General features: G+C 71.6%; 22 protein-coding genes. 7 read left to right on the top strand and 15 right to left on the bottom strand.

Annotation, left to right across the window (positions count from 1 at the left end; translation table 11 throughout):
* Positions 1-70: 70 nt before the first annotated feature.
* Both ACFY4B_RS21580 and ACFY4B_RS21585 read right to left on the bottom strand, forming a co-directional pair.
* On the bottom strand, positions 71-742 hold the full coding sequence (locus ACFY4B_RS21580; RefSeq protein WP_387969914.1) for an LAETG motif-containing sortase-dependent surface protein: 672 nt from the start codon (positions 740-742) through the stop codon (positions 71-73).
* A gap of 413 nt (positions 743-1,155) precedes the next feature.
* On the bottom strand, positions 1,156-2,475 hold the full coding sequence (locus tag ACFY4B_RS21585) for a choice-of-anchor A family protein (protein WP_387969917.1): 1,320 nt from the start codon (positions 2,473-2,475) through the stop codon (positions 1,156-1,158).
* Positions 2,476-2,733: 258 nt separating this feature from the next.
* On the opposite strand from ACFY4B_RS21585, the gene ACFY4B_RS21590 reads away from it, so the two are divergent.
* Positions 2,734-3,714: a heme A synthase gene (locus tag ACFY4B_RS21590; RefSeq protein WP_387969977.1), complete on the top strand. Its 981-nt coding sequence runs from the start codon at positions 2,734-2,736 to the stop codon at positions 3,712-3,714.
* Positions 3,715-3,783: 69 nt separating this feature from the next.
* Here ACFY4B_RS21590 and ACFY4B_RS21595 read toward each other — a convergent pair whose 3' ends face one another.
* Entirely contained in the window at positions 3,784-4,110 is a 327-nt protein-coding gene (locus ACFY4B_RS21595; protein WP_053111946.1) for a hypothetical protein, read from the bottom strand.
* A gap of 73 nt (positions 4,111-4,183) precedes the next feature.
* Here ACFY4B_RS21595 and ACFY4B_RS21600 point away from each other — a divergent pair, with 73 nt between their 5' ends.
* Positions 4,184-4,825, top strand: coding sequence for a DUF2461 domain-containing protein (locus ACFY4B_RS21600; RefSeq protein ID WP_049649621.1), 642 nt, complete (start codon positions 4,184-4,186; stop codon positions 4,823-4,825).
* 51 nt (positions 4,826-4,876) lie between these two features.
* Here the strand turns inward: ACFY4B_RS21600 and ACFY4B_RS21605 are convergent, their stop codons facing one another.
* A complete protein-coding gene (locus ACFY4B_RS21605) occupies positions 4,877-5,824 on the bottom strand; it encodes a heme o synthase (RefSeq protein WP_074001672.1) in 948 nt (315 codons plus the stop codon).
* A 462-nt stretch (positions 5,825-6,286) separates the two neighbouring features.
* Here ACFY4B_RS21605 and tkt point away from each other — a divergent pair, with 462 nt between their 5' ends.
* From tkt to pgl, 5 genes are all read left to right on the top strand, one after another.
* Positions 6,287-8,386, top strand: a complete 2,100-nt coding sequence (tkt, locus tag ACFY4B_RS21610) for a transketolase (RefSeq protein ID WP_074001673.1) — start codon at positions 6,287-6,289, stop codon at positions 8,384-8,386.
* 87 nt (positions 8,387-8,473) lie between these two features.
* Positions 8,474-9,616, top strand: coding sequence for a transaldolase (gene tal, locus ACFY4B_RS21615; RefSeq protein WP_387969920.1), 1,143 nt, complete (start codon positions 8,474-8,476; stop codon positions 9,614-9,616).
* 61 nt (positions 9,617-9,677) lie between these two features.
* The gene (gene zwf / locus ACFY4B_RS21620) at positions 9,678-11,234 is read left to right on the top strand and encodes a glucose-6-phosphate dehydrogenase (protein ID WP_049649618.1); all 1,557 of its coding nucleotides are present in this window, start codon (positions 9,678-9,680) and stop codon (positions 11,232-11,234) included.
* Positions 11,231-12,343 (top strand): glucose-6-phosphate dehydrogenase assembly protein OpcA, encoded by a 1,113-nt coding sequence (gene opcA, locus ACFY4B_RS21625; protein WP_049649617.1) that lies wholly within the window; start codon positions 11,231-11,233, stop codon positions 12,341-12,343. The genes zwf and opcA overlap by 4 nt, the downstream gene beginning before the upstream one ends.
* A complete protein-coding gene (gene pgl, locus ACFY4B_RS21630) occupies positions 12,340-13,128 on the top strand; it encodes a 6-phosphogluconolactonase (RefSeq protein WP_049649616.1) in 789 nt (262 codons plus the stop codon). Before opcA ends, pgl begins: the two co-directional genes overlap by 4 nt.
* A gap of 96 nt (positions 13,129-13,224) precedes the next feature.
* On the opposite strand, the gene ACFY4B_RS21635 is transcribed toward pgl, so the two are convergent.
* From ACFY4B_RS21635 to uvrA, 11 genes are all read right to left on the bottom strand, one after another.
* On the bottom strand, positions 13,225-13,512 hold the full coding sequence (locus ACFY4B_RS21635) for an RNA polymerase-binding protein RbpA (RefSeq protein ID WP_030238413.1): 288 nt from the start codon (positions 13,510-13,512) through the stop codon (positions 13,225-13,227).
* A 205-nt stretch (positions 13,513-13,717) separates the two neighbouring features.
* Positions 13,718-13,954: a preprotein translocase subunit SecG gene (gene secG, locus ACFY4B_RS21640; RefSeq protein ID WP_049649615.1), complete on the bottom strand. Its 237-nt coding sequence runs from the start codon at positions 13,952-13,954 to the stop codon at positions 13,718-13,720.
* Positions 13,955-14,041: 87 nt separating this feature from the next.
* Complete coding sequence (gene tpiA, locus ACFY4B_RS21645) at positions 14,042-14,827, bottom strand: triose-phosphate isomerase (RefSeq protein WP_049649614.1); 786 nt, start codon at positions 14,825-14,827, stop codon at positions 14,042-14,044.
* Positions 14,828-14,833: 6 nt separating this feature from the next.
* Positions 14,834-16,045: a phosphoglycerate kinase gene (locus tag ACFY4B_RS21650; RefSeq protein ID WP_074001676.1), complete on the bottom strand. Its 1,212-nt coding sequence runs from the start codon at positions 16,043-16,045 to the stop codon at positions 14,834-14,836.
* A 154-nt stretch (positions 16,046-16,199) separates the two neighbouring features.
* A complete protein-coding gene (gap, locus tag ACFY4B_RS21655) occupies positions 16,200-17,207 on the bottom strand; it encodes a type I glyceraldehyde-3-phosphate dehydrogenase (protein ID WP_049649612.1) in 1,008 nt (335 codons plus the stop codon).
* A gap of 306 nt (positions 17,208-17,513) precedes the next feature.
* Positions 17,514-18,494, bottom strand: a complete 981-nt coding sequence (whiA, locus tag ACFY4B_RS21660) for a DNA-binding protein WhiA (RefSeq protein ID WP_049649611.1) — start codon at positions 18,492-18,494, stop codon at positions 17,514-17,516.
* The gene (gene yvcK / locus ACFY4B_RS21665; RefSeq protein ID WP_079271949.1) at positions 18,485-19,582 is read right to left on the bottom strand and encodes a uridine diphosphate-N-acetylglucosamine-binding protein YvcK; all 1,098 of its coding nucleotides are present in this window, start codon (positions 19,580-19,582) and stop codon (positions 18,485-18,487) included. Before yvcK ends, whiA begins: the two co-directional genes overlap by 10 nt.
* 63 nt (positions 19,583-19,645) lie before the next feature.
* Positions 19,646-20,530: an RNase adapter RapZ gene (gene rapZ / locus ACFY4B_RS21670; RefSeq protein ID WP_234348205.1), complete on the bottom strand. Its 885-nt coding sequence runs from the start codon at positions 20,528-20,530 to the stop codon at positions 19,646-19,648.
* Between the two features lie 118 nt (positions 20,531-20,648).
* Positions 20,649-22,688 carry an excinuclease ABC subunit UvrC gene (gene uvrC / locus ACFY4B_RS21675; protein WP_049649609.1) on the bottom strand — a complete coding sequence of 680 codons (2,040 nt, stop codon included), beginning with the start codon at positions 22,686-22,688 and terminating at the stop codon, positions 20,649-20,651.
* Positions 22,689-22,772: 84 nt separating this feature from the next.
* Positions 22,773-23,207 carry a Rieske (2Fe-2S) protein gene (locus tag ACFY4B_RS21680; protein ID WP_387969925.1) on the bottom strand — a complete coding sequence of 145 codons (435 nt, stop codon included), beginning with the start codon at positions 23,205-23,207 and terminating at the stop codon, positions 22,773-22,775.
* Between the two features lie 107 nt (positions 23,208-23,314).
* Entirely contained in the window at positions 23,315-26,227 is a 2,913-nt protein-coding gene (gene uvrA / locus ACFY4B_RS21685) for an excinuclease ABC subunit UvrA (RefSeq protein ID WP_049649607.1), read from the bottom strand.
* Positions 26,228-26,302: the final 75 nt, after the last annotated feature.

Here is a 26,302-nt window from a genome sequence, read left to right on the forward strand (position 1 = left end):
GGCGGCAACGCACAACGCCCCCCGGCCACTTGGCGGCCGGGGGGCGTTGCCGTTGTCGACTGACCGGGCGTCAGCTCTCGCTGCCGCCACGGCGCTTGCGGGCGAGCAGCACGAGCGCGCCGCCGACCAGCAGCACGCCGCCGCCGGCCGCCGCGATCATCGGGGTCGCGTCGCTGCTACCGGTCTGGGCGAGCGCCGGCGCGCTGGCGGAGGGCGACGGGGTCGGGGTCTTGCTCGGGGTGTGGGTGACCGACGGGGTCGGGGTGGCCGGGGGCGTCACCGGCGGGGTGGGAGTCGGGGTCGCGGTGGGCGTCGGGGTGGGCGTCGGGGTCGGGGTCTTGGTGGGGGTCGGGGTCGGAGTCGGCGTGTGGCACGGCTCGATGGTCTTGGTCTCGTTGATGTTCCAGCCCTTCTCGTTCGGGTTCTCCGTGGTGGTGACCACCAGGTTCGCCTTGATCGGGGCATCGTGGTCCTTCACCGGGAAGGAGCCGTGGAACTCCGCGGGGAAGGCCTTGGCGTCCAGGACCTTCTCGCCGTCGATGGTGAGGCTGACGGTGTTCTTCACGTCGGCCTTGGGGCTGTAGTTGATCAGATCGATCACGATCTTGTCGCAGGTCACCGACCAACTCGGCACGTGCGCCGAGGCATTGGTGGCCAGTGCCAGAGGCAGGAGAAAACCGGCCGCAGCCGTGCCGGCGAGTGCCGTCGCGCCGATCGCGAAGTGCCGCTGCTGTCGCGCCATTACTTTGTTCCCCTCCGAACGGTCGTGCGCAGCAGGCGTGTTGAGTGGTACGCGGTGGCCCGCTACGACTGTCCGGGGGACTCTACCGGCACTCCCGCACCCCGCCACACCCCGCCGCACGACCGGATATCGACTGTCCGTCCGTCTTCCGATGTGCTTGGGCCAGCCCATCACAGCCGTCACCTCGCAGAACGCGGATTCGGCAAACCTGAATGGACTTCGCCACTTCAGGGAAGAACGGAGCCCCCGGTGATCAGGTTCAATCACCGAGGGCTCCGATTCGGTCAGCCGACGAACGCCGGGCCATTCCGGCCTTTCCGTCGTTTCCGACCTTTCCGTTCTTTCCGACACTCCCGTGCCTCCGACGCGCCCGCGTTTCCGGCGTTCCCGTCCGGATCGCGGGCTCAGTCGGTTCAGGCCTTCCGGGCCGCCTTGCGCCGGGCGGCCACCACGATCGCGCCGCCGGCCGCGAGCACGACCGCGCCGCCGATCGCCAGCGGCAGCACCGGACCGGAACCGGTGTGCGCCAGGTTGCCCCCGGCGTCCGGCTGGGCGGACGGGCTGCCCGAGGCCGTCGGAGCGGCCGTCGAGCCGCCGGCCGACGGGCTGCCGCTCGCACTGGGCTTGCCGCTCGTCGACGCGGACGGGCCGCCCGAGGGGCTCGCCGAACCGCTCGGGGCGGTCGACGCGCTCGGCGTGGCCGACGGCGAGCCGCTCGGCACGGTCGGCGGGACGGTCGGCGGCACCGTCGGGGTGCCGGACGGCGTCGGGACGGTGGTGCCCGGCAGGCAGCCGGTGAAGGGGTAGTGGTGCGTCTCGGCACCGCCCTTGCCGGTCAGCGAGGCGGCGATCACCGAGCCGTTGACCGGGCCGCCGCTGCCGAGGTCGAAGGCGGCGTTCGGCGCGAGCACGGTGCCGGCCCAGGCGGCCTGGCTGTTCTTGACCACCTTGGTGGCGGTCGGGAAGTTCCAGAGCAGCCTGGACCGGATCGCCCCGCCCGCGGCGCTCTGGAGCTTGTCGTCCAGCACGAAGGCCTTCTTGCCCTCGTCCCACAGGTGGAAGCCGGTGGTCCCGGCCGCCGCCATGTCGTACGAGCCACCGGTCACGTTGACCACCGTCACCGAGCCGGCCGGCACCTTGAGGTAGACGTCCTTGGCGCCCTGCAGCTTCGCCGCGTCGACGGTGAAGCTGTTGTACTTCGCGTCGCCGCCGGTGAGCGTGAGCTTGGCACCCTCGGCCTGGACGGTGGCGCCGGCCGTCTGCGGGACGGCGGCCAGCGAGGTGGCGGCGGCGCGCAGCTTGGCGAACTCGGCCTTGAAGTCGATCGGCGAGGGGCCCTGGTTGACGGTGCCGGCGTGGGCCTGGGCCACCGCGCCGTCGGCCTTGGAGCCGAAGACGCCGTTGCCCTTCATCACCTGGGTGTTGTGGCCGGTGAGCTTGCCGGCCACGACCAGGGCGTTCTTGCCCGGCAGCGCGTCGACCTGGGCCTGGGTGAGCTCCTGGCCGACCGAGAAGCCGCCGGTGAAGTCGGCGTTGCCGCCGACCGCGACCGCGCCCTCGGCGTCGGGGGTGTGGGTGTCGTCGCCCTCGATGAACTCGCCGTAGAGGTTGGCGACCCCGAGGCTGCGGCACTCCTGGTCGGTGCCGACGGCCTGGGCGGCCGGCGCTACGAGCCCGGCCAGTGCGAGCGAGCCGCCTACCGCGAGCGCGGCGGCGGAAATGGGTATGCGCATGTGCAGGTCTCCGCTTGCGTGCGGGCGTAGATGGGGGGAGGGGTCCTCAAAAAGGTATGGACCAATCCGCACTCTTTCGGCCAAACGGGTGATTGGTCAAGACCAATAACCTCCTTGACCGAACCACCCCGGTTTGTCCGCGTGTCGCACCCCAGCGTGTCGCCGCCCGCCGGCTCCGCCGCCTCCCGCCGCACCACCCGCGCCACACCGCCGCGCGGCCCGTGCCCCGCCCCAAGATCGCCTGTAAGGCCGCCTACGATTGACCGCGTGCCTAATCCCTTCTCCCTGCTCGCCGAGCGCTGGCAGCCATCCGCCGAGATGGTCCGGCGTGCCACGTTCGCCGCGCTGGTGATGAGCGTGGTGATCGTCGTCACCGGCGGCGCCGTCCGCCTCACCGCCTCCGGCCTCGGCTGTACGACCTGGCCCCGGTGCACCGACGAGAGCCTGACGCCCACCGCCGAGATGGGCTTCCACGGCATCGTCGAGTTCACCAACCGGATGCTCACCTACGTGCTGAGCGCCGCCGTCGGCTGGGCCATCCTGGCCGCCCGCTGCCACCGGCCCTGGCGGCACAGCATGACCCGGCTCGGCTGGGCCCAGTTCTGGCTGGTGATGAGCAACGCCGTGCTCGGCGGCATCACCGTGCTGACCGGCCTCAACCCGTACACCGTGGCGCTGCACATGATCGCCGCGATGGCCCTGGTCTGGGTCGCGCTGCTGATGTGGGAGCGGTCCAAGGAGGGCGACGGCCCGCCGACGCTCGTGGTGCCCCGCCCGGTCCACCAGCTGTCCTACGTCCTGGTCACCGTGATCGGCCTGCTCGTCGCGGCCGGCACCCTGGTGACCGGCGCCGGCCACCACCCCGGCACGCCCAAGGACAACAAGATCGTCCCGCGCATCCCGATCGACTACGACCGCCTCGCCCAGTTCCACGCCGACTTCGCGTTCGTGTCCGTGGGCCTGGCCATCGCGGTGATCTTCGTCCTCGCCGCCGTGAAGGCCCCCCAGGCGGCCAGGTCCCGCACCAAGGAGCTGCTGGCCGTCCTCCTCCTCCAGGGCGTCCTGGGCTTCATCCAGTACTTCACCGACGCCCCCGAGCTGATGGTCGGCCTCCACATGCTCCTCGCGGCACTGACCTGGATCGCCGCCCTGCGCGTCCCCCTCGCCCTCCGCACCCGCGAGACCGAGGCGGTCACCGACCAGCTCCCCGCCCAGACCCCGCAGCCCGCCTCGGTCTGACCGCGCACACGCCGACGGCCCGGCTCCCCCGCGTGGGGGGACCGGGCCGTTCGTCGTACCGGGATGCGGTCAGATCTGGATGCCGGCCATCCGCTTCCACTCGTACGCGCCGGTCTTGACCTTGAGGCCCAGCTCGCCCTCGAAGTCGTCGTGCAGGGTCAGCCCGGCCAGCTCGGCGGCGCGCTTGCCCACGGCGTAGCTGGGGGCCACCTGGTCGCCCCAGGCGCCGTCCGCGCCGACGACCACGATGCGGGTGGCCACGGAGCCGACGTACTCGACGACGGCGTCGCCGCCCCCGTGCTCGCGGGCGAAGCTGGTGAGGTGCTTGGCGATGCGCTTGGCGCGGCGCTCGGTGCGGGCGTCCGGCGCGGCGGTGGCGGTCTCTGCGCTGCTCATGTCCCGCATGCTACCCACCGGTAGCGCCGCTGGCGACGGGAGCGCCCTGTGCACCGGGCCACATACTGGAGGGGTGACCTTCTCCGGCTGGCCGGCCGAGGCGCTCGACTTCTACGAGCACCTGGAAGCCGACAACTCCAAGACCTTCTGGCAGGCCCACAAGGACGTCTACGACGGCGTCGTCCGGGCCCCGATGGAGCTGCTGCTCGCCGAGCTGGAGCCGGAGTTCGGGCCGGGGAAGATCTTCCGGCCCAACCGCGACGTCCGGTTCAGCGCCGACAAGTCCCCGTACAAGACCCACATCGGCGCCCATCTGGAGAGCGGCGGCTACATCCAGCTCTCCGCCGACGGACTGGCCTGCGGCAACGGCCTCTACCAGCTCGCCCCCGACCAGCTGGAGCGCTACCGCGCCGCCGTCGCGGAGGACGTCACCGGCGCGGAGCTGGAGCGGGTGATCGCCCGGGTGGAGCAGCAGGGCCCGCTGGTCGTGGGCCGGGACTCCCTCAAGTCGGCCCCGCGCGGCTACCCCAAGGACCACCCCCGGATCGGGCTGCTGCGCCACAAGGGCCTGGTGGCCTGGCAGGAGTGGGAGCCCGCGAAGTGGCTGGGCACCCGTGCCGCCCACACCCGGATCGCCGGCTTCCTGCACGCCTCCCAGCCGCTGCGGGACTGGCTGGACGGCCACGTCGGCCCCTCCGAGCTGCCCGCCCGCTGAGAACGCGAAGAGCCCCGGTCCGCCCGGACCGGGGCTCTTCCCATCAGCCTCTTACTTCACGAACGGGTCGATCGCGCAGACCACCATCAGCAGCGACAGGTAGGTGATCGACCAGTGGAACAGCCGCATCTCCTTGAGCTTCGCGCCCACGATCCCGGCCTTGGCCCGCCCGTACAGCGCGTGCGCCTCGCGCAGCCAGGCCCCGCCCAGCAGCACCGCGGCGACCGGGTACAGCCAGCTCATGTGGCCCAGCGGCCAGACCGCCAGCGAGACCGCCACCATCACCCAGGAGTAGGCGACGACCTGCTTGCCGACGGCCACGTTCCCCTTGACGACCGGCAGCATCGGCACGCCGGCCCGCTCGTAGTCGTCGCGGACCTTCATCGACAGCACCCAGGTGTGCGGCGGCGTCCAGAAGAACACGACCAGGAACAGCATCACCGCGGCCCAGGACACCGAGTTGGTCACCGAGGACCAGCCGATCAGGACGGGCATGCAGCCGGCGATGCCGCCCCAGACGATGTTCTGCGAGGTGCGCCGCTTGAGCCCCAGCGTGTAGACGAACACGTAGAACAGCAGCGCGCCGAGCGCCAGCCAGGCCGACAGCCAGTTGACCCCGAAGCCCAGCAGAAGCGTCGAGACGACGGCGAGGACGATGCCGAACACCAGCGCCTCGCGCGGCGACACCATCCCGGTGACGATCGGACGCCGCTCGGTGCGCGACATGACCGCGTCGATGTCGCGGTCGATGTACATGTTGAGGGCGTTGGCGCCGCCGGCCGAGAGGTAGCCGCCGACGACGACCTTCAGCACCAACAGCATGTTCGGCACGCCCTGCTGGGCCAGGAACATCACCGGCACGGTGCTCATCAGCAGCAGCTCGATGATCCGCGGCTTGGTCAATGCGACGAACGCGCCGACACGGGCCCCGAACGGCCGGTGCGCAGGAGTCGCCCCGGTGACCCCGGCGGGACGGGTTTCGACGGCGGTCACTAACACCCCAACTGAAGATGAATCTTCGCAGGCGTCCACAGGAACGAAGGGTCCCGAATCGTCCGCTCTGCGCGTACCACGACACCATAGACGTTCCATATATCCCATCCGGCTCCGGGGTCCCCCGGCGAGGCGGAACGCACACCCCCGGGTGAACCGCCCGGGCGGGGCCGTCGAGCGCCTCCGCCGGGCCCGCTAGCCCGTCCTGACCACCGGAGCGGCGCGACGGCGCGAACCGGGAGAGTCTGGGACAAATCCATCCGCACCGCTCCAGTGGGAATCTGCATGCGGAATTGCCGGTTGTCCCAGCACGGAGGGTGAGCCGCACCCCGGACGGTAGGCTCGCGGACAGAAGCGGGATCTACCCTCCGTGACCGGCACCACCCAGCGTCGGGACCACAGCGCCGTGGCCGACCCGGTCCCCATTCACGGGGTCACTCTTCACAATGGAAGGAGCCCTGAGACAGGGTGAGCACTGCGCCGACGAACGCATTCGAGTGGACCGATCTGGATGAGCGCACCGTTGACACGGCGCGCGTCCTGGCCATGGACGCTGTCCAGAAGGTCGGTAACGGACACCCCGGGACGGCCATGTCGCTGGCCCCGGCCGCGTACCTGATCTTCCAGCGGTTCCTGCGCCACGACCCGACCGACCCGTCCTGGGTCGGACGCGACCGCTTCGTCCTCTCCCCCGGCCACACCAGCCTGACGCTCTACACCCAGCTCTACCTCGCCGGCTACGGCCTGGAGCTGGACGACCTGAAGGCCTTCCGCGTCGCGGGCAGCCGTACCCCCGGCCACCCCGAGCACGGCCACACCGCGGGTGTGGAGACCACCACCGGCCCGCTGGGCCAGGGCATCGCCAACGCGGTCGGCATGGCGATGGCCGCCCGCTACGAGCGCGGCCTGTTCGACCCGGAGGCCCCGGCCGGCGAGTCCCCCTTCGACCACACGGTCTGGGCGATCGTCTCCGACGGCGACCTGGAGGAGGGCATCTCCGCCGAGGCCTCGTCGCTGGCGGGCCACCAGAAGCTGGGCAACCTGGTCGCCGTCTACGACGACAACCACATCTCGATCGAGGGCGACACCGAGACCGCCTTCTCCGAGGACGTCCTCAAGCGCTACGAGGCGTACGGCTGGCACGTCCAGCGCGTCACCCCGAAGTCCAACGGCGACATCGACGTGGCCGCCCTGGCCGAGGCGCTGGCCGCGGCCAAGGCCGAGACCTCCCGCCCGTCGATGATCGCGATGCGGACGATCATCGCCTGGCCGGCCCCGGACGCCCAGAACACCGCCAAGGCCCACGGCTCCGCGCTCGGCGCCGCCGAGATCGCCGCCACCAAGAAGGTCCTGGGCTTCGACCCGGAGAAGACCTTCGAGGTCAGCGACCAGGTCATCGGGCACGCCCGCCAGGTCATCAAGCGCGGCAAGGCCGCCCGCGACCAGTGGCAGCAGGGCTTCGAGGCCTGGCGCGCCGCCAACCCGCACCGCGCGGCCGAGTTCGACCGCATCGAGGCCGGCGAGCTGCCCGAGGGCTGGAAGAAGGCCGTCCCGTCCTTCCCGGCCGGCAAGGACGTCGCCACCCGCAAGGCCTCCGGCGACACCCTCAAGGCGATCGGCGCGGTGATCCCGGAGCTGTGGGGCGGCTCGGCCGACCTCGCCGAGTCCAACCTCACCACCATCGACGAGGACAGCTCCTTCCTGCCCGAGGGCAACCCGCTGAAGTCGGCGAGCCCGTACGGCCGGACGATCCACTTCGGCATCCGCGAGCACGCCATGGGCTCGACCATGAACGGCATCGCCCTGCACGGGAAGACCCGGGTCTACGGCGGCACCTTCCTGGTCTTCGCCGACTACATGCGCCCGGCCGTCCGCCTGGCCGCGCTGATGAAGCTGCCGGTCACCTACGTCTGGACGCACGACTCGATCGGCCTCGGCGAGGACGGCCCGACCCACCAGCCGGTCGAGCACATGGCCTCGCTGCGCGCCATCCCGGGCCTGGCCATGGTCCGCCCGGCCGACGCCAACGAGACCGCCGTCGCCTGGCGCACCATCGTCGAGCGCCACACCAGCCACCCCGGCCCGGTCGGCCTGGCGCTGACCCGCCAGGGCGTCCCGACCTTCGACCGCGAGGTCTTCGGCTCCGCCGAGGGCACCGCGAAGGGCGGCTACATCCTGGCCGAGGCCTCCACCGGCGACCCGCAGGTGATCCTGCTCGGCACCGGCTCCGAGGTCCAGCTGGCCGTCCAGGCCCGCGAGGCGCTGGAGGCCGAGGGCATCGCCACCCGGGTGGTCTCGCTGCCGTCCTTCGAGTGGTTCCAGGAGCAGGACCAGGCCTACCGCGACAGCGTGCTGCCGCCGTCGGTCAAGGCCCGTGTCTCGGTCGAGGCCGGCATCGCCCAGGGCTGGCGCGAGCTGGTCGGCGACCACGGCCGGATCGTCTCGCTGGAGCACTTCGGCGCCTCCGCCGACTACAAGGTGCTGTTCGAGGAGTTCGGCATCACCACCGAGCGCGTGGTGGCCGAGGCCCACAACGCCCTGCGCTCCCTCGAGGCCGTCAACCGCTAGCGGCCCCCGGGCCGCGTGCCCGCCCGCACGCGGGCACGCGGCCCCTCCCGACCACCCCACGAAGCAAGAACAAGGGACTGAAGCACCATGACTGACGCACTGAAGCGCCTCAGCGACGAAGGCGTTGCGATCTGGCTGGACGACCTCAGCCGCAAGCGGCTGAACTCCGGCAACCTGGCCGAACTGGTGCAGAACAAGCACGTGGTGGGCGTGACCACCAACCCGACCATCTTCCAGAAGGCCATCGCCGGCTCCGGCGACGACTCCTACGACGGCCAGCTGCGCGACCTCGCCGTCCGCAAGGTCACCACCGACGAGGCGATCCGCATGATCACCACCTCGGACGTGCGCGACGCGGCCGACGTGCTGCGCCCGGTCTACGACGCCTCCAACGGCCGCGACGGCCGGGTCTCCATCGAGGTCGACCCGCGCCTGGCGCACGAGACCGCCACCACCGTGGCCGAGGCCAAGCAGCTGTGGTGGCTGGTCGACCGCCCGAACGTCTTCATCAAGATCCCCGCCACCAAGGCCGGCCTGCCCGCGATCGCCGAGGTCATCGGCAAGGGCATCAGCGTCAACGTCACGCTGATCTTCTCGCTGGAGCGCTACAAGGCCGTCATCGACGCCTACCTGACCGGCCTGGAGACCGCCAAGGCCAAGGGCCTGGACCTCTCCCAGATCGAGTCGGTCGCCTCCTTCTTCGTCTCCCGCGTGGACACCGAGATCGACAAGCGCCTGGACAAGATCGGCGGCGAGGCGAAGGACCTGCGCTCCAAGGCCGCGCTGGCCAACGCCCGCCTCGCCTACCAGGCGTACGAGGAGGTCTTCGGCAGCGTCGACGGCAAGACCGCCGGCAGCGCCCGCTGGGCCGCCCTGGATGCCGCCGGCGCCAAGCCGCAGCGCCCGCTGTGGGCCTCCACCGGCGTCAAGGACCCGGCCCTGCCGGACACCCTGTACGTCACCGAGCTGGTCGCCCCCGGCACCGTCAACACGATGCCCGAGGCCACCCTGGAGGCCACCGGCGACCACGGCGTGGTCACCGGCAACACGATCGTCCCCAACTACGCCGACGCCAAGGCCGTGCTGGACGCGATCGCCGCCGCCGGCGTGGACTACGACGACGTCGTCCAGCTCCTGGAGGACGAGGGCGTCGAGAAGTTCGAGCAGTCCTGGAACGAGCTGCTCGACACCGTCACCGCCTCGCTCGCCTCCTTCGCCGACGAGAAGTGACCCCTGCTCACAGCCAGCGCACGAAAGCGGAGCCCATCAAGTGAGCACTGATTTCCCCGAGTTGACTCCGGAATCGGACGCGGACGACCTCCCGCCCGCCCCCGTCAACCCGCTTCGTGACCCCTCCGACCGACGGCTCCCGCGCATCGCGGGGCCGTCCGGTCTGGTCATCTTCGGGGTCACCGGCGACCTGTCCCGCAAGAAGCTGATGCCGGCCATCTACGACCTGGCCAACCGCGGTCTGCTTCCGCCGGGCTTCTCCCTCGTCGGCTTCGCCCGCCGCGAGTGGGACGACGAGGACTTCGCCAAGGAGGTCCACGACGCCGTCCGGGACCACGCCCGCACCCCGTTCCGGGAGGAGGTCTGGCAGCAGCTCGCCAAGGGCATGCGGTTCGTCCACGGAACCTTCGACGACGACGAGGCCTTCGACAAGCTGCGCGAGACCATCGAGGAGCTGGACAAGGCCCAGGGCACCGGCGGCAACTTCGCCTTCTACCTGTCCGTCCCGCCGAAGTTCTTCCCCACGGTCGTCCAGCAGCTCAAGAAGCACGGCCTGGCCGACCCGCCGCAGGGCTCCTGGCGCCGCGCGGTCATCGAGAAGCCCTTCGGCCACGACCTGGAGAGCGCGCAGGAGCTCAACAAGGTCGTCCACGAGGTCTTCCCCCGGGACGAGGTCTTCCGGATCGACCACTACCTGGGCAAGGAGACGGTCCAGAACATCCTGGCGCTGCGCTTCGCCAACCAGATGTTCGAGCCGATCTGGAACCGGTCGTACGTCGACCACGTGCAGATCACCATGGCCGAGGACATCGGCATCGGCGGCCGGGCCGGCTACTACGACGGCATCGGCTCCGCCCGTGACGTGATCCAGAACCACCTGCTCCAGCTGATGGCGCTCACCGCCATCGAGGAGCCCGCCTCCTTCCACCCGAAGGCGCTGGTGGCCGAGAAGCTCAAGGTGCTCAGCGCCGTCAAGCTCCCGGCCGACCTCGGCCGGCACACCGTGCGCGGCCAGTACGCGGCCGGCTGGCAGGGCGGCGAGGAGGTCGTCGGCTACCTGGACGAGGACGGCATCGACCCCGACTCCAAGACCGACACCTACGCGGCCATCAAGCTGGAGATCAACAACCGCCGCTGGGCGGGCGTCCCGTTCTACCTGCGGACCGGCAAGCGCCTGGGCCGCCGGGTGACCGAGATCGCGGTCGTCTTCCAGCGCGCCCCGTACCTGCCCTTCGACTCCTACGCGACCGAGGAGCTGGGGCAGAACGCCCTGGTCATCCGGGTCCAGCCGGACGAGGGCGTGACGGTGCGGTTCGGCTCCAAGGTGCCGGGCACCTCCTTCGAGGTGCGGGACGTCACGATGGACTTCGCCTACGGCGAGTCCTTCACCGAGTCCAGCCCGGAGGCGTACGAGCGGCTCATCCTCGACGTGCTGCTCGGCGACGCCAACCTGTTCCCGCGCCACCAGGAGGTCGAGCTCTCCTGGCAGATCCTCGACCCGATCGAGAAGTACTGGGACACCCACGGCAAGCCCGCCCAGTACGCGGCGGGGACCTGGGGTCCCGTCGAGGCGGACGAGATGCTCGCACGAGACGGCAGGAGCTGGCGCCGGCCATGAAGATCGACCTCACCAACACGACGTCCAGCAAGATCAACGCCGCCCTGATGGAGGCGCGCCGGGCCCGCGGCTCGGGCGCCGCCGGCATGGTGCTCACCCTGGTGATCGTGACCGACGAGGGCAGCGCCTACGACGCCCTCAAGGCCGCCAACGACGCCTCCCGCGAGCACCCGATGCGCACCCTCGCGGTGATCAAGCGCGCCGGGCGCTCGCCCCGGGCCCGCGCCGAGACCCGGCTGGACGCCGAGATCCTGGTCGGCTCCGACGCCGGCTCCGGCGAGACGGTCGTCCTGCGGATGCACGGCGAACTCGCCGCGCACGCCCAGTCGGTGGTCCTGCCGCTGCTGCTGCCGGACGCCCCGACCGTGGTCTGGTGGCCGGACAACGCTCCGCACCACCCGGCGCAGGACCCGCTGGGCTCGATCGCCCAGCGCCGGATCACCGACGCCGTCACCGCCGAGTCCCCGGTCGGCCAGCTCGCCCAGCGCGCGCAGAGCTACACCCCGGGCGACACCGACCTGGCCTGGACCCGGGTCACCGGCTGGCGCTCGATGCTGGCCGCCGCGCTGGACCAGCGGCCGTCCACGATCGTCTCCGCGGTGGTCGAGGGCGAGTCCTACAACCCCAGCGTCGAGCTGCTCGGCCTCTGGCTGACCAACCGGCTCCAGGTGCCCGTCGAGCGGGTCGTCACCAACGGCCCCGGCATCACCGCGGTGCACCTGCGCACCAAGGACGGGGACATCACCCTGGACCGCCCGGACGGCCTGCTGGGCACGCTCTCCATGCCCGGCTCGCCGGACCGCCAGGTGGCGCTCAAGCGGCGCGAGACCTCGGAGCTGATCGCCGAGGAGCTGCGCCGCCTGGACCCGGACGACATCTACGCGACGGCCGTGCGCACGCCCGTCGACCGGCTGCACGAGCCGTCCAACGCCGAGACCGCGGCGGCCGAGCAGGTCGCCCGCGAGGTCGCGGAGGAGGCCGTCGAGGAGGCCGCCGAGGCGGCCGTGGAGCAGGCCGTGGCCAACCCCGAGCGGGTGACCGCCGGGACGGCGGAGAAGAAGCCCGCCCGCAAGGCCGCCGGCAAGCGCACCGGCAAGGACGGCGCATGACCAACGCGACCCCGCAGCTGGTCGTCCACCGGGACAAGGAGCTGATGGCCCAGGCGGCCGCGGCCCGGCTGATCACCCGGATCGTGGACGCCCAGGCCGCCCGCGGCAGCGCCTCGGTGGTGCTCACCGGCGGGCGCAACGGCAACGCCCTGCTGGCCGCGATCGCCGCCTCCCCGGCGCGCGACGCGGTCGACTGGGGCCGGCTGGACCTCTGGTGGGGCGACGAGCGCTTCCTGCCCGCCGCCGACCCGGAGCGCAACGCCGTCCAGGCCCGCGCCGAGCTGCTGGACGCCGTCCCGCTCGACCCGGCGCGGGTGCACGAGATGCCCGCCTCGGACGGCGTGGACGGCTCGGACGTGGAGGCCGCCGCCGCCCGCTACGCCGAGGAGCTGGCGAAGGCGGCCGGGCCGGGCGACCGGCTCGGCGTCCCGGCCTTCGACGTGCTGCTGCTCGGCGTCGGCCCGGACACCCACGTCGCCTCGCTCTTCCCCGAGCACCCGGGCGTCCGGGAGACCGAGCTGACCGTGGTCGGCGTGCGCGGGGCCCCCAAGCCCCCGCCGACCCGGGTCTCGCTCACCCTCCCGGCGATCCGCACCGCCCGCGAGGTCTGGCTGCTGGCCGCCGGCGAGGACAAGGCGGGCGCGGTCGCGCTGGCCCTGTCCGGCCCCGGCGAACTCCAGGCGCCCGCCTCCGGCGCGTACGGCCGCAGCCGCACCCTGTGGCTGCTGGACCGCGCCGCCGCGGAGCGGATCCCGCCGCAGCTCTACCCGCCGGCCTCGGCCTGACCGGATCCGGCAACGCCGAAGGGCGCCACCGTCACCGACGGGGGCGCCCTTCGCGCTGTTCTGTCCGGACCGCTGCGTTCCGCTCCGGCGCTCCGCTCAGATCTCGCCGCGGAGCTTCGCCAGCGCCTCGGCCAGGATCGCCTCGCCGTCGGCGTCGGTGCGCCGCTCGCGGACGTAGGCGAGGTGGGTCTTGTACGGCTCGTTGCGCGAGGGCGCCGGCGGGTTGTGCTGGTCCTGGCCGGCCGGGAAGCCGCAGCGCGGGCAGTCCCAGGTGTCCGGGATCGCCGCTTCGGCCGCGAAGCTGGGACGGGTCTCGTGCTTGTTCGCGCACCAGAAGGAGATCCGGTTGCGCGGGGCGGACTCGCCGCGCTCCGCCTCGCCCATCGGGCCGGCCCCGACCCTGCTGCCACGGATGGCATTGCCACTTGCCACGGTCTGACTCCCTGCGTACTGGTGCGCCGACCCGCCGCGGTGCGCGTCGGTGGCGAAAGTCGTCCTAGTGTAAGCAGGAGTTAAGCCTCCGCCACCACCGCCTCCGCACCCGACCGTCCCAGGATAGGCGCTCGGGCGACGGGGCGTCAGGGTTACGTCAGACCGAGGACTTCATCAGCAGGCCGAGGACGATGATGGAGGCGAACCAGCCCAGGCCGACCACGATGGTGATGCGGTCCAGGTTGCGCTCGGCCACCGCCGAACCGCCGCCGGTGGACATCGAGCCACCGCCGAACATGTCGGACAGGCCGCCGCCCTTCCCCTTGTGCAGCAGCACCAGAAGGATCATCAGCAGACTGAAGATGATCAGGGCAATCGAGAACCCGAGAACCACGACGGGACCAACTCTCTCGTATCTTCGGCGAAGGGGCCGGGCCGCGTACGGCGGTCCGGCCCCAAAGCCTACGTTGCTGCGGCGGCGTTAGCCTACTGCCTGCTCACGGTAGCGCACGATCTTGACGAACTCGTCGGCGTCCAGCGAGGCACCGCCGACCAGGCCGCCGTCGATGTCGGGCTTGGCCATCAGGCCGGCCGCGCTCGACGACTTCACCGAACCGCCGTACAGCACCCGGACCTTGCCGGCCAGCTCGGCGTCGTACAGCTCGGCGATCCGCCCGCGGATGGCGGCGCAGACCTCCTGCGCGTCCTCCGGGGTGGCCACCTCGCCGGTGCCGATCGCCCAGACCGGCTCGTAGGCGACCACGATCGACTCGGCCTGGTGCGCCGGGACGTCGGCCAGGCCGCCGTCCAGCTGGGCCAGGGTGTACTCGACGTGGGTGCCGGCCTTGCGGATCTCCAGCGGCTCGCCGACGCACAGGATCGGGGTGACCCCGGCGCGGTAGGCGGCCTTCACCTTGGCGTTGACGATCTCCTCGTTCTCGCCGTGGTACTGGCGGCGCTCGGAGTGGCCGATCACCGCGTAGGTGCACTGGAGCTTGGCCAGCATCGGGCCGGAGACCTCGCCGGTGTAGGCCCCGCCGTCGTGCTGCGAGATGTCCTGCGAGCCGTACTTGATCTTCAGCTTGTCGCCGAAGACCAGGGTCTGCACCGAGCGCAGGTCGGTGAACGGCACCAGGACGGCGACCTCGACGGCCGCGTAGTCCTTGTCGGCCAGCGCGAAGGCCAGCTTCTGGGTGTGCTGGATGGCCTCAAGGTGGTTGAGGTTCATCTTCCAGTTGCCCGCCATCAGCGGGAGACGGTCGGTCATGTGCTGTCAGTCCTCCAGAGCGGCGAGACCGGGGAGGGTCTTGCCCTCCAGGTACTCGAGGCTGGCGCCGCCGCCGGTCGAAATGTGCCCGAACTTCGTCTCGTCGAAGCCCAGGATGCGGACGGCCGCGGCGGAGTCGCCGCCACCGACCACGGTGAACGCGTCGCTGTCGAGCAGGGCCTGCGCGACGGCCTTGGTGCCGTTCGCGTAGTCCGGGTGCTCGAAGACGCCCATCGGGCCGTTCCAGAACACGGTGCCCGCGTCGGCCAGCTTGGCCGCGTACAGCTCGCGGGTCCCGGGGCCGATGTCCAGGCCCTCCTGGTCGGCCGGGATGGCGTCCGCGGCGACGGTCGAGGGGTTCGCCGGGGCCTTGGTCTTGAGGTCCGGGAACTCGGCGGAGACCAGGACGTCGACCGGCAGCACGAACTCGACGCCGCGCGCCTCGGCCCGGGCCAGGTACTCCAGGACGGTCGGGATCTGGTCCGCCTGGAGCAGCGAGATGCCGACCTCGTGGCCCTTGGCCTTGAGGAAGGTGTACGCCATGCCGCCGCCGATCAGGATCCGGTCGGCCTTCTCCAGCAGGTTGTCGATCACGCCGAGCTTGTCGGAGACCTTGGCGCCGCCGAGCACCACCACGTACGGGCGGGCCACGTCCTCGGTGAGCTTCTTCAGCACGCCGACCTCGGTGGCGATCAAGTCGCCCGCGGCGTGCGGCAGCAGGGCCGGCAGGTCGAAGACCGAGGCGTGCTTGCGGTGCACGGCGCCGAAGCCGTCGCCCACGTACAGGTCGGCCAGCGCGGCCAGCTGCTCGGCGAAGGCCTTGCGCTCGGCGTCGTCCTTGCTGGTCTCGCCCGCGTTGAAGCGCAGGTTCTCCAGCAGCGCGACCTCGCCGTTCGCCAGCGCGGCGACGGTGGCCGCGGCGCTGTCACCGACGGTGTCGGTGGCGAAGGCGACGCCCTTGCCGAGGATCTCGCCGAGGCGCTCGGCCGCCGGGGCGAGCGAGAACTGCGGGTCCGGCGCGCCCTTGGGACGGCCGAGGTGCGAGGCGACGACCACCTTCGCGCCGGCCGCGGCCAGCTTGGCGATGGTCGGCGCGACGGCGCGGATGCGGCCGTCGTCGGTGATCGTGCGGCCGTCCAGCGGCACGTTCAGGTCGGCGCGCACGAAGACGCGCTTGCCTTCGACACCGGCTTCGATGAGCTCTTCGATGGTCTTCACGGGGATTCGGATTCTCCTGGGGAGATGGTTGATGCGCAGTGAGGCGGCACGGCGCAGGGGCCGCCTGAGAAGTCCTTGAGCGCGGAACGAGGGCCCGGTCGGCACCGTACGCCGACCGGGCCCTCGCCCCTACATCACGTCAGCTCCCGCGAGGTCAGAGCTGCCCGCCGACGAGGCCGACCAGGTCGACCACGCGGTTCGAGTAGCCCCACTCGTTGTCGTACCAGCCGAGCACCTTGACCTGGTTGCCCTGGACCATGGTCAGCTGCGAGTCGAAGATGCAGGAGTGCGGGTCGTTCACGATGTCCGAGGAGACGATCGGGTCCTCGGTGTAGGCCAGGATGCCCTTGAGCGGGCCCTCCTGGGCGGCCTTCTGGAAGGCCGCGTTGACCTCGTCCTTGGTGACCTCGCGCTCGAGGGTCACGACCAGGTCGGTGATGGAGCCGGTCGGGACCGGGACGCGCAGCGAGGTGCCGTCCAGCTTGCCCTTCAGCTCCGGCAGGACCAGGGCGGTCGCCTTGGCGGCACCGGTCGAGGTCGGGATGATGTTCTGCGAGGCCGCACGAGCACGGCGCAGGTCCTTGTGCGGGAAGTCCAGGGTCACCTGGTCGTTGGTGAACGCGTGGACGGTGGTCATCAGACCCTTGACGATGCCGAAGCTCTCGTTCAGGACCTTCGCCATCGGCGCCACGCAGTTGGTGGTGCAGGAGGCGTTGGAGATGACGTGGTGGTTGGCGGCGTCGTACTTCTCGTCATTGACACCCAGGACGATGGTGACGTCCTCGTCGGTGGCGGGCGCCGAGATGATGACCTTCTTCGCGCCGGCGGCGAGGTGCTTCTTCGCGGCCTCGGCCTTGGTGAAGATGCCGGTGGACTCGACGACGATGTCGGCGCCCAGGGCGGCCCACGGGAGGTTCGCGGGGTCACGCTCGGCGGTCACCTTGAAGGTGTGGCCGTCGACGGTGATGCTGTCCTCGGTGTGCGAGACCTCGGCCTGGAGGGTGCCCAGGGTGGTGTCGTACTTGAGCAGGTGAGCCAGGGTCTTCGTGTCGGTGAGGTCGTTGACACCGACGATCTCGATGTCCGCGCCCTGAGCCTTGACCGCGCGGAAGAAGTTGCGGCCGATGCGGCCGAAGCCGTTGATGCCTACCCGGATCGTCACGAACCGATCTCCTCGTTAGGTACGCCGGGCGCGAGGCCCGGCGGGGGTGAGATTTGGGAAGTCCCCGACCGCCTACGACCCTACCCCTCCGGGGCCTGGGACGGCACATCGCGCCGCCTGGTGAGACCGGGCGTGGCGTGCCCCAAACCCCATTTCAGGCCGTCCGGCCCTGGCCCGCCGGGCAGTTGGTCCCAGCTCAGTGGTCTCTACCAATTCGGGAGTGTCGCGGCTGTCCGGAAACGACCGCGGCCGGCGCCCGGGGGTCCGGGCACCGGCCTTCGTGATCACGGGGTGTGACCGTGGGCGTCAGTTCATCGCCATCTCGTCGGTGAGGCTCGCCTCGGTGCTGGGCAGGCCCAGCTCGGAGGCCCGCTTGTCGGCCATCGCCAGCAGGCGGCGGATCCGGCCGGCCACCGCGTCCTTGGTCAGCGGCGGGTCGGCGAGCGCGCCCAGTTCCTCCAGCGAGGCCTGCTTGTGCTGCATCCGCAGCTGGCCGGCCGCGGCCAGGTGCTCGGGCACCTCGTCGCCGAGGATCTCCAGCGCGCGGGCCACCCGGGCGCCGGCCGCCACCGCGGCGCGGGCCGAGCGGCGCAGGTTGGCGTCGTCGAAGTTGGCCAGCCGGTTGGCGGTGGCGCGCACCTCGCGCCGCATCCGGCGCTCCTCCCAGGCGAGCACCGACTCGTGCGCGCCGAGCCGGGTCAGCAGGGCGCCGATCGCGTCGCCGTCGCGGATCACCACCCGGTCCACGCCACGCACCTCGCGGGCCTTGGCCGGGATGCCGAGCCGACGGGCGGCGCCGACCAGGGCGAGGGCGGCCTCGGAGCCGGGGCAGGTGATCTCCAGCGAGGAGGAGCGGCCCGGCTCGGTGAGCGAGCCGTGCGCCAGGAAGGCCCCGCGCCAGGCCGCCTCGGCGTCGCAGGTGGCCCCGGAGACGACTGCCGGGGGCAGGCCCCGGATCGGGCGTCCGCGGCCGTCCACGAGCCCGGTCTGGCGCGCGAGCAGCTCGCCGTCCTTGACGACCCGGACCACGAAGCGGCTGCCGCGGCGCAGCCCGCCGGGGGCCATCACCACCAGGTCGGAGGAGTGCCCGAAGATCTCCAGCAGGTCCTTGCGCAGCCGCCGTGCCGCCGCTCCGGTGTCGAGCTCCGCCTCGATCACGATGCGGCCGCTCACGATGTGCAGCCCGCCCGCGAACCGCAGGATCGCCGACACCTCCGCCTTGCGACAGCAGGCCCGGGTGACCGGGAGCCGGCTGATCTCGTCCTTCACCGCTGGAGTCATCGCCATGGCCCGATCCTTCCATGTGTCCGGAAAATCCGGTCGTACGCTGCCGCCAACAGCTCGGGGTCGTGTCGCGGCGTCCCGTCGGTGCGGGCCACCGAGCCGAGCACCAGAGCCGCGCCCATCCGTTCGGCGGCCTTCGCCAGGCCGTCCAGGTCGGCCTGGCCGAAGGCCCCGCCGGTGACGGCGCGCTCGTCCACCAGGATCGCATCCACCGCGAGGTTCGGAGCGTGGTCGGCGATGACCTCCAGGTGGCGCTGCGGGGTGAAGCCCTCGGTCTCCCCGGGCTGGGGGGCCAGGTTCAGGGTGAGCAGGCGGCGGGCGCGGGTCTCGGTGAGCGCCGCGGCCAGCTCGGGCACCAGCAGGTGCGGCAGCACGCTGGTGAACCAGGAGCCGGGGCCGAGCACCACCCAGTCCGCCTCCCGGACGGCGGTGACCGCCTCCGGGACGGCGGGCGGCTCGTCCGGCAGCAGCCGGATCGACTGCACGGTGCCCGGGGTGACCGCGACGTCGGCCTGGCCGCGGACGGCCGTGACCTCGCCGGGGCGCGCCGGGTCGTGGCCGCGGACGGTCGCCTCGATGTCCAGCGGCACCGCCGACATCGGCAGCACCCGGCCCTGCACGTTGAGCAGCCGGCCGACCCAGTCCAGCGCGGCGACCGGGTCGCCCAGCTTCTCCCAGAGCGCGACGATCAGCAGGTTGCCGACGGCGTGGCCGCCGAGCTCGCCGTTGCCGGTGAAGCGCTGCTGGATCACCTCGGACCAGGTGCGGCCCCAGTCGTCGTCCCCGCACAGCGCGGCCAGCGCCTTGCGCAGGTCGCCCGGAGGCAGCACGCCCAGCTCCTCGCGCAGCCGGCCGCTGGAGCCGCCGTCGTCGGCGACGGTGACCACGGCGGTGAGGTCGCTGGTGAGCCGGCGCAGCGCGGACAGCGAGGCCGACAGGCCCTGCCCGCCGCCGAGCGCGGTGATCCTCGGGGCCGGGTTGGCGCGGGCGGGACTGCTGCGCGGACGGCCCGGCGCCGTGGGCCGGGCCGGGCTGCCCGCCCGGTCACCGGTCCTGCTCTGCGGCTGCCGCCCGGGCACGTATCCCGCCACACTCACCTCGCGTTCCTCGGCCCGCCGACCACTCCGCCGGCGGGCCCGGCAGGGCGGCGGCGGTTACTCCCGTCCCATGTCACGGTGGACGAGCACCGTCTCGACTCCGTCGGCGATGAGACGCTTGGTCAGACGCTCGGACATGGCGACGCTTCGGTGCTTGCCACCGGTGCAGCCTACGGCAAGCGTCATGTAGCGCTTCCCCTCGCGGCGGTATCCCTCGGTGATGATGCGCAGCAGCTGGGCGTAGCCGTCCAGGAACTCGTTGGCTCCGGGCTGCTGGAAGACGTAGCCGGCGACGTCCGCGTCGGTGCCGGTACGGGCCCGCAGTTCGGGCACCCAGTGCGGGTTGGGCAGGAAGCGGCAGTCCACCACGAGGTCGGCGTCGACCGGCAGGCCGTACTTGAAGCCGAAGGACATCACGGTGGCGCGCAGCTCGGGCTCGTCGTGGTCGGCGAACTGGGCGTCCAGCTTGGCGCGCAGCTGGTGCACGTTGAGGTTGGAGGTGTCGATCACCAGGTCGGCCTCGCCGCGCAGGTCGCGCAGCAGGTCGCGCTCCAGGGCGATGCCGTCCACGATCCGGCCGTCGGCCTGCAGCGGGTGCGGGCGGCGGACGCTCTCGAAGCGGCGCACCAGCGCCTCGTCGGAGGAGTCCAGGAAGACGACCCGCAGCCGGACGCCGCGCTTCTCCAGCTCGTCCAGCGAGGTGAGCAGGTCGTCGAAGAACTGCCGGCCGCGGACGTCCACGACCACGCCGATCCGGGCGACGTTGCCCTGGGAACGGGCGCCCAGGTCGACCATGGTCGGGATCAGGGCCGGCGGCAGGTTGTCCACCACGAACCAGCCGAGGTCCTCCAGGCACTTGGCGGCGGTGGAGCGGCCGGCTCCGGACATACCGGAGATGATCACCAGCTCCGGCGCGTTCTCGGCCACGTCTGACACGGTCACTTCGGTTCCCCGCTCTCGGTCTTTCTGCTGGGGAGTACGCGTACGGCTCGGCCGCCCTTCCCCGGCCCGGGCAGGCGGGCGGGGCCGGGGCACACCGGCTGACGGGCGGCGTCGGCCGTCATGGCGTCTCCTGGGATGGTGCGGTCTGGGGTGCTGCGGCCACCGGCCCGGCGGCCTGCTCGGCCCCGTCCTCGATGATCTCGCCGGTCGCGGTGTTGACCGCGGGTGCGGCGGGTGTACGGGACGACAACGCCTCCGCAACAGTCTGCGCGGTGCGGCGTCCGATGCCGGGTACCTCGCAGAGCTCGTCCACGGTGGCGGCCCGGAGCTTCTTCAGCGAACCGAAGTGCTTGAGCAGCGCCCGGCGGCGAGTCTCGCCGAGGCCCGGGACGGAGTCCAGTTCCCCGGCGGTGAGTCGCTTGGAACGCTTGTTGCGCTGATAGCTGATCGCGAAGCGGTGCGCCTCGTCGCGGACCCGCTGGAGCAGGTAGAGGCCCTCGCTGGAGCGGGGCAGCACCACCGGGTCGTCCTCGCCGGGCAGCCAGACCTCCTCCAGGCGCTTGGCCAGGCCGCACAGCGCGACGTCGTCGATGCCGAGTTCGTCCAGAGCGCGCCTGGCGGCGGCGACCTGCGGCTGGCCGCCGTCGACGACCAGCAGCTGGGGCGGGTAGGCGAAGCGCTTGGGGCGGCCCTCCTCGTCCCGGGTGCCGCCGGCGCCGGTGTCGGGGTCGTCCTCCTCGGGGACGGCCCACTCGCCGGTCTGCTCGCGCTCCTGGAGGTAGCGGCGGAAGCGTCGGCTGATCACCTCGTGCATCGAGCGGACGTCGTCCTGGCCCTCGAAGCCCCTGATCTGGAAGCGCCGGTACTCGCTCTTGCGGGCCAGGCCGTCCTCGAAGACGACCATCGAGGCGACCACGTCCTCGCCCTGGAGGTGGGAGATGTCGTAGCACTCGATGCGCAGCGGGACGGAGTCCAGCTCCAGCGCGTCGGCGATCTCCTGGAGGGCGCGGCTGCGGGTGGTGAGGTCGGAGGCGCGCTTGGTCTTGTGCAGCGCCAGCGCCTGCTGGGCGTTGCGCTGCACGGTGGCCATCAGGTCCTTCTTGTCCCCGCGCTGGGGGACGCGCAGGTCGACCTGGCTGCCGCGCAGGCCGCCGAGCCACTCGCGGACCGGCTCCGCCGGCTCCGGCAGGGCGGGGACGAGCACCTCGCGCGGGACGGACTCGCCGCCGCCGTAGAGCTGCTGGAGGGCGTGCTCGACCAGGCCGGCGGTGTCGACGTCCTCGACCTTGTCGGTGACCCAGCCGCGCTGGCCGCGCACCCGGCCGCCGCGGACGTGGAAGATCTGCACGGCGGCCTCGAGTTCGTCCTCGGCCAGGGCCAGCAGGTCGGCGTCGGTGGCGTCGGCGAGCACGATGGCGTTCTTCTCCATCGCGCGCTTGAGGGCGCCGATGTCGTCCCGCAGCCGGGCCGCCTTCTCGTACTCCAGCTCGGCGGCGGCCTCCTGCATCTCGTCTTCCAGCCGGCGCAGGTAGTTGCCGGTGCGCCCGGCCATGAAGTCGCAGAAGTCCTCGGCCAGCGCGCGGTGTTCGTCCGCCGAGACCTTGCCGACGCAGGGCGCGGCGCACTTGCCGATGTAGCCGAGCAGGCAGGGCCGGCCGACCTGGCGGGCGCGCTTGAAGACGCCGTTGGAGCAGGTGCGGACGGGGAAGACGCGCAGCAGCAGGTCGACCGTCTCGCGGATCGCCCAGGCGTGCCCGTACGGGCCGAAGTAGCGCACGCCCTTCTTGTGCGCCCCGCGCATCACCTGGACCCGCGGGTACTCCTCGTTCAGGGTGACGGCGAGCTCCGGATAGCTCTTGTCGTCGCGGTACTTGACGTTGAACCGCGGGTCGTACTCCTTGATCCAGGAGTACTCCAGCTGGAGCGCCTCGACCTCGGTGGCGACCACCGTCCACTCCACCGAGGCGGCGGTGGTGACCATGGTCGCGGTGCGCGGGTGCAGGCCGGCCAGGTCCTGGAAGTAGGACGACAGGCGCGGCCGCAGGCTCTTGGCCTTGCCGACGTAGATGACCCGGCCGTGGGCGTCGCGGAACTTGTAGACGCCGGGGGAGGTCGGGATCGCACCGGGCGCCGGGCGGTAGGTGCTCGGGTCAGCCATGGGTCCACCGTACCGAGTGGGGCCGGGGCCGCGGGGCGGAGATCGTCAGGGGGGACCGTGGCGGTCGGGAGGCGCTCAACTCGGTCAGCTCGGGGTCACCTTGAGGTTGCCGGCCTCGACCGTGACGGTGTAGGCGGGCAGCGGGGAGGAGGCCGGTCCGTCCTGCACGGCGCCGTCGGTGACGGCGAACCGGCTGCCGTGGCAGGGGCACTGGATCTGGTTGTTCTTGACCTGGTCCACGAGGCAGCCGGCATGGGTGCACCGGGCGTTGAACGCCTTGTACTGGCCGGCGGTGGGCTGGGTCACCACGATCTTCTGCTCGCGGAAGACCTTGCCGCCGCCCTCCGGCACGGCCGAGGCCGGGCCGAGGTCGACCGGGCCCTTGGGGGCGCTGCCACCGGAGGACGAGGAGCTGCACCCGGTGACCGCCACGGTGCCGCCGGCCGCCAGGACGGCCGCGGCCCCGCAGAGCACGGTGCGGCGGGAGGCGGTGGGGCTGGACTCGGGGGCCTCGGACATCGGTGCGCTCCTACGGGTACGGCTGTTGCGGGGACCACGGAAGTCTATGTCGCGCCCACCCCGCCGCTCCCGGGAGTCCCCGGGTGCGGCGGGGTAGGCGGACGGGGCTACTTCTTCGCGGCGGCCGCGCGCTTGCGCGGCGCCTTCTTCGCCGGGGCGGCGGCCGGGGCGTCCGCGAAACCGGCCGGCAGGATGTCCCGCAGGAACTTGCCGGTGTGGCTCTCCGGGACGGCGGCGATCTGCTCCGGGGTGCCCTCGGCGACCACCGTGCCGCCGCCGGAGCCGCCCTCGGGGCCCATGTCGACGATCCAGTCGGCGGTCTTGATCACATCGAGGTTGTGCTCGATGACGATCACCGTGTTGCCCTTCTCCACCAGCCCGCTGAGCACCTTGATCAGCTTGCTGATGTCCTCGAAGTGCAGGCCGGTGGTGGGCTCGTCCAGCACGTAGACCGTCCGCCCGGTGGAGCGCTTCTGGAGCTCCGAGGCGAGCTTGACGCGCTGTGCCTCGCCGCCGGAGAGCGTCGGCGCCGACTGGCCGAGCCGGACGTAGCCGAGGCCGACGTCGTTGAGCGTCCGCAGGTGCCGGGCGATCGCCGGGACGGCCTCGAAGAAGCCCAGCGCCTCCTCGATCGGCATGTCCAGCACCTCGGCGATGGACTTGCCCTTGTAGTGGACCTCCAGCGTCTCCCGGTTGTACCGGGCGCCGTGGCAGACCTCGCACGGCACGTAGACGTCCGGCAGGAAGTTCATCTCGATCTTGATGGTGCCGTCGCCCGAGCAGTTCTCGCAGCGGCCGCCCTTGACGTTGAAGGAGAACCGGCCGGGCAGGTAGCCGCGGACCTTGGCCTCCTGCGTCTCCGCGAAGAGCCGGCGGACGTGGTCGAACACCCCGGTGTAGGTGGCCGGGTTGGAGCGCGGGGTGCGGCCGATCGGCGACTGGTCGACGTGCACCACCTTGTCCACCTGGTCGGTGCCGGTGATCCGGGTGTGCCGGCCGGGCACGCTGCGGGCGCCGTTCAGCTCCCGGGCGAGGTGGGTGTACAGGATGTCGTTGACCAGCGTCGACTTGCCGGAGCCGGAGACGCCGGTGATCGCGGTGAAGGTGCCGAGCGGGAAGCCGACCGTGACGTCCTTGAGGTTGTGCTCGCGGGCGCCGTGGACCGTCAGCTGGCGCTTCTTGTCCCGCTCGCGGCGGGTGGCCGGGATCGGGATGGACCGCTTGCCGGAGAGGTACTGGCCGGTCAGCGACTCCTTGTTGGTGAGCAGCTGCTTCAGCGAACCGGAGTGCACCACCTTGCCGCCGTGCTCGCCCGCGCCCGGGCCGATGTCGACCACCCAGTCCGCCGTCTTGATGGTGTCCTCGTCGTGCTCGACGACGATCAGGGTGTTGCCGATGTCGCGCAGCCGCACCAGCGTCTCGATCAGCCGGTGGTTGTCCCGCTGGTGCAGGCCGATGGACGGCTCGTCCAGCACGTACAGCACGCCGACCAGGCCGGAGCCGATCTGGGTGGCCAGCCGGATGCGCTGGGCCTCGCCGCCGGACAGGGTGCCGGCCGCGCGGTCGAGCGAGAGGTAGTCCAGGCCGACGTCGACCAGGAAGCGCAGCCGCTCGTTGACCTCCTTGAGGACCCGCTCGGCGATCTGCTTGTCCCGGGCGTTGAGCCGCATCGCGCCGAGGAACTCGGAGCAGTCGCTGATCGACATCGAGGAGACGTCGGCGATCGACCTGCCCTCGACGGTGACCGCGAGGACCACCGGCTTGAGCCGGGTGCCCTGGCACGTCGGGCAGGGCACCTCGCGCATGTAGCCCTCGAAGCGCTCGCGGCTGCTGTCGCTCTCCGCCTCGGTGTGCCGGCGCTGGATGAACGGGATCGCGCCCTCGAAACCGGTGCTGTACGAGCGCTCGCGGCCGAAGCGGTTGCGGTAGCGGACCTCCACCTGGTGCTTGTGCCCGTACAGCAGCGCCTTCTTCGCGCGGGCGGGCAGCCCGGCCCAGGGGATGTCGGTGCGGAAGCCGAGCTCCCCGGCCAGCGCGTCGATCAGGCGCTGGAAGTACTCCTTGGCGTGCCCGGCCGACCAGGGGTGGATCGCGCCCTCGTCCAGCGAGCGCTCGACGTCGGGCACCACCAGCTCCGGGTCGACCTCCATCCGGTTGCCCAGGCCCGAGCAGTCCGGGCAGGCGCCGAACGGCGAGTTGAAGGAGAACGAGCGCGGCTCCAGCTCCTCGAACGACACGTCGTCGTACGGACAGTAGAGGTGCTCGGAGTACATCCGCTCGCGCTCCGGGTCGTCCTCGGGGAGGTCGACGAAGTCGAGCACGACCATGCCGCCGGACAGCCGCAGGGCCGTCTCCACCGAGTCGGTGAGCCGCCGCTTGGCGCTGTCCTTCACGGTCAGGCGGTCGATGACCACCTCGATGGTGTGCTTCTCCTGCTTCTTGAGCTTCGGCGGCTCGGCGAGTTGGATCGTCCCCCCGTCGACCCGGGCGCGGGAGTAGCCCTTGGACTGGAGGTCGGCGAAGAGGTCGACGAACTCGCCCTTGCGCTCGCGCACCACCGGGCTGAGCACCTGGAACCGGGTGCCCTCGGCGAGCTCCAGCACCTTGTCCACGATCGCCTGCGGCGACTGCTTGGCGATCGGGCGGCCGCAGTGCGGACAGTGCGGCTTGCCGATCCGGGCGAACAGCAGGCGCAGGTAGTCGTAGACCTCGGTGATGGTGCCGACGGTCGAACGGGGGTTGCGGTTGGTGGACTTCTGGTCGATCGAGACGGCCGGGGAGAGGCCCTCGATGAAGTCCACGTCGGGCTTGTCCATCTGCCCGAGGAACTGACGGGCGTAGGAGGACAGCGACTCGACGTAGCGGCGCTGGCCCTCGGCGAAGATCGTGTCGAAGGCGAGCGAGGACTTGCCGGAGCCGGAGAGGCCCGTGAAGACGATGAGGGAGTCGCGGGGCAGGTCGAGCGAGACGTTCTTGAGGTTGTGCTCGCGAGCACCGCGGACGATGAGGCGGTCGGCCACTGCTTCTGGCGCCTTTCTCCGGGGCGAGAGGGCTTGCGTTGGGATGTGCTGCTTCTTCCAGGATGCGGCAGCCAG

It is taken from the genome of Kitasatospora sp. NPDC001261 (assembly GCF_042896795.1).
Classification (GTDB): domain Bacteria; phylum Actinomycetota; class Actinomycetes; order Streptomycetales; family Streptomycetaceae; genus Kitasatospora.

Coding starts and splice junctions, on each gene's coding strand:
- whiA (WP_049649611.1), bottom strand. CDS start 18,494: ATGGCGATGACTCCAGCGGTGAAGGACGAGATCAGCCGGCTCCCGGTC.
- ACFY4B_RS21585 (WP_387969917.1), bottom strand. CDS start 2,475: ATGCGCATACCCATTTCCGCCGCCGCGCTCGCGGTAGGCGGCTCGCTC.
- opcA (WP_049649617.1), top strand. CDS start 11,231: ATGAAGATCGACCTCACCAACACGACGTCCAGCAAGATCAACGCCGCC.
- uvrC (WP_049649609.1), bottom strand. CDS start 22,688: ATGGCTGACCCGAGCACCTACCGCCCGGCGCCCGGTGCGATCCCGACC.
- ACFY4B_RS21595 (WP_053111946.1), bottom strand. CDS start 4,110: ATGAGCAGCGCAGAGACCGCCACCGCCGCGCCGGACGCCCGCACCGAG.
- ACFY4B_RS21580 (WP_387969914.1), bottom strand. CDS start 742: ATGGCGCGACAGCAGCGGCACTTCGCGATCGGCGCGACGGCACTCGCC.
- tal (WP_387969920.1), top strand. CDS start 8,474: ATGACTGACGCACTGAAGCGCCTCAGCGACGAAGGCGTTGCGATCTGG.
- ACFY4B_RS21635 (WP_030238413.1), bottom strand. CDS start 13,512: ATGGGCGAGGCGGAGCGCGGCGAGTCCGCCCCGCGCAACCGGATCTCC.
- pgl (WP_049649616.1), top strand. CDS start 12,340: ATGACCAACGCGACCCCGCAGCTGGTCGTCCACCGGGACAAGGAGCTG.
- tpiA (WP_049649614.1), bottom strand. CDS start 14,827: ATGACCGACCGTCTCCCGCTGATGGCGGGCAACTGGAAGATGAACCTC.
- ACFY4B_RS21680 (WP_387969925.1), bottom strand. CDS start 23,207: ATGTCCGAGGCCCCCGAGTCCAGCCCCACCGCCTCCCGCCGCACCGTG.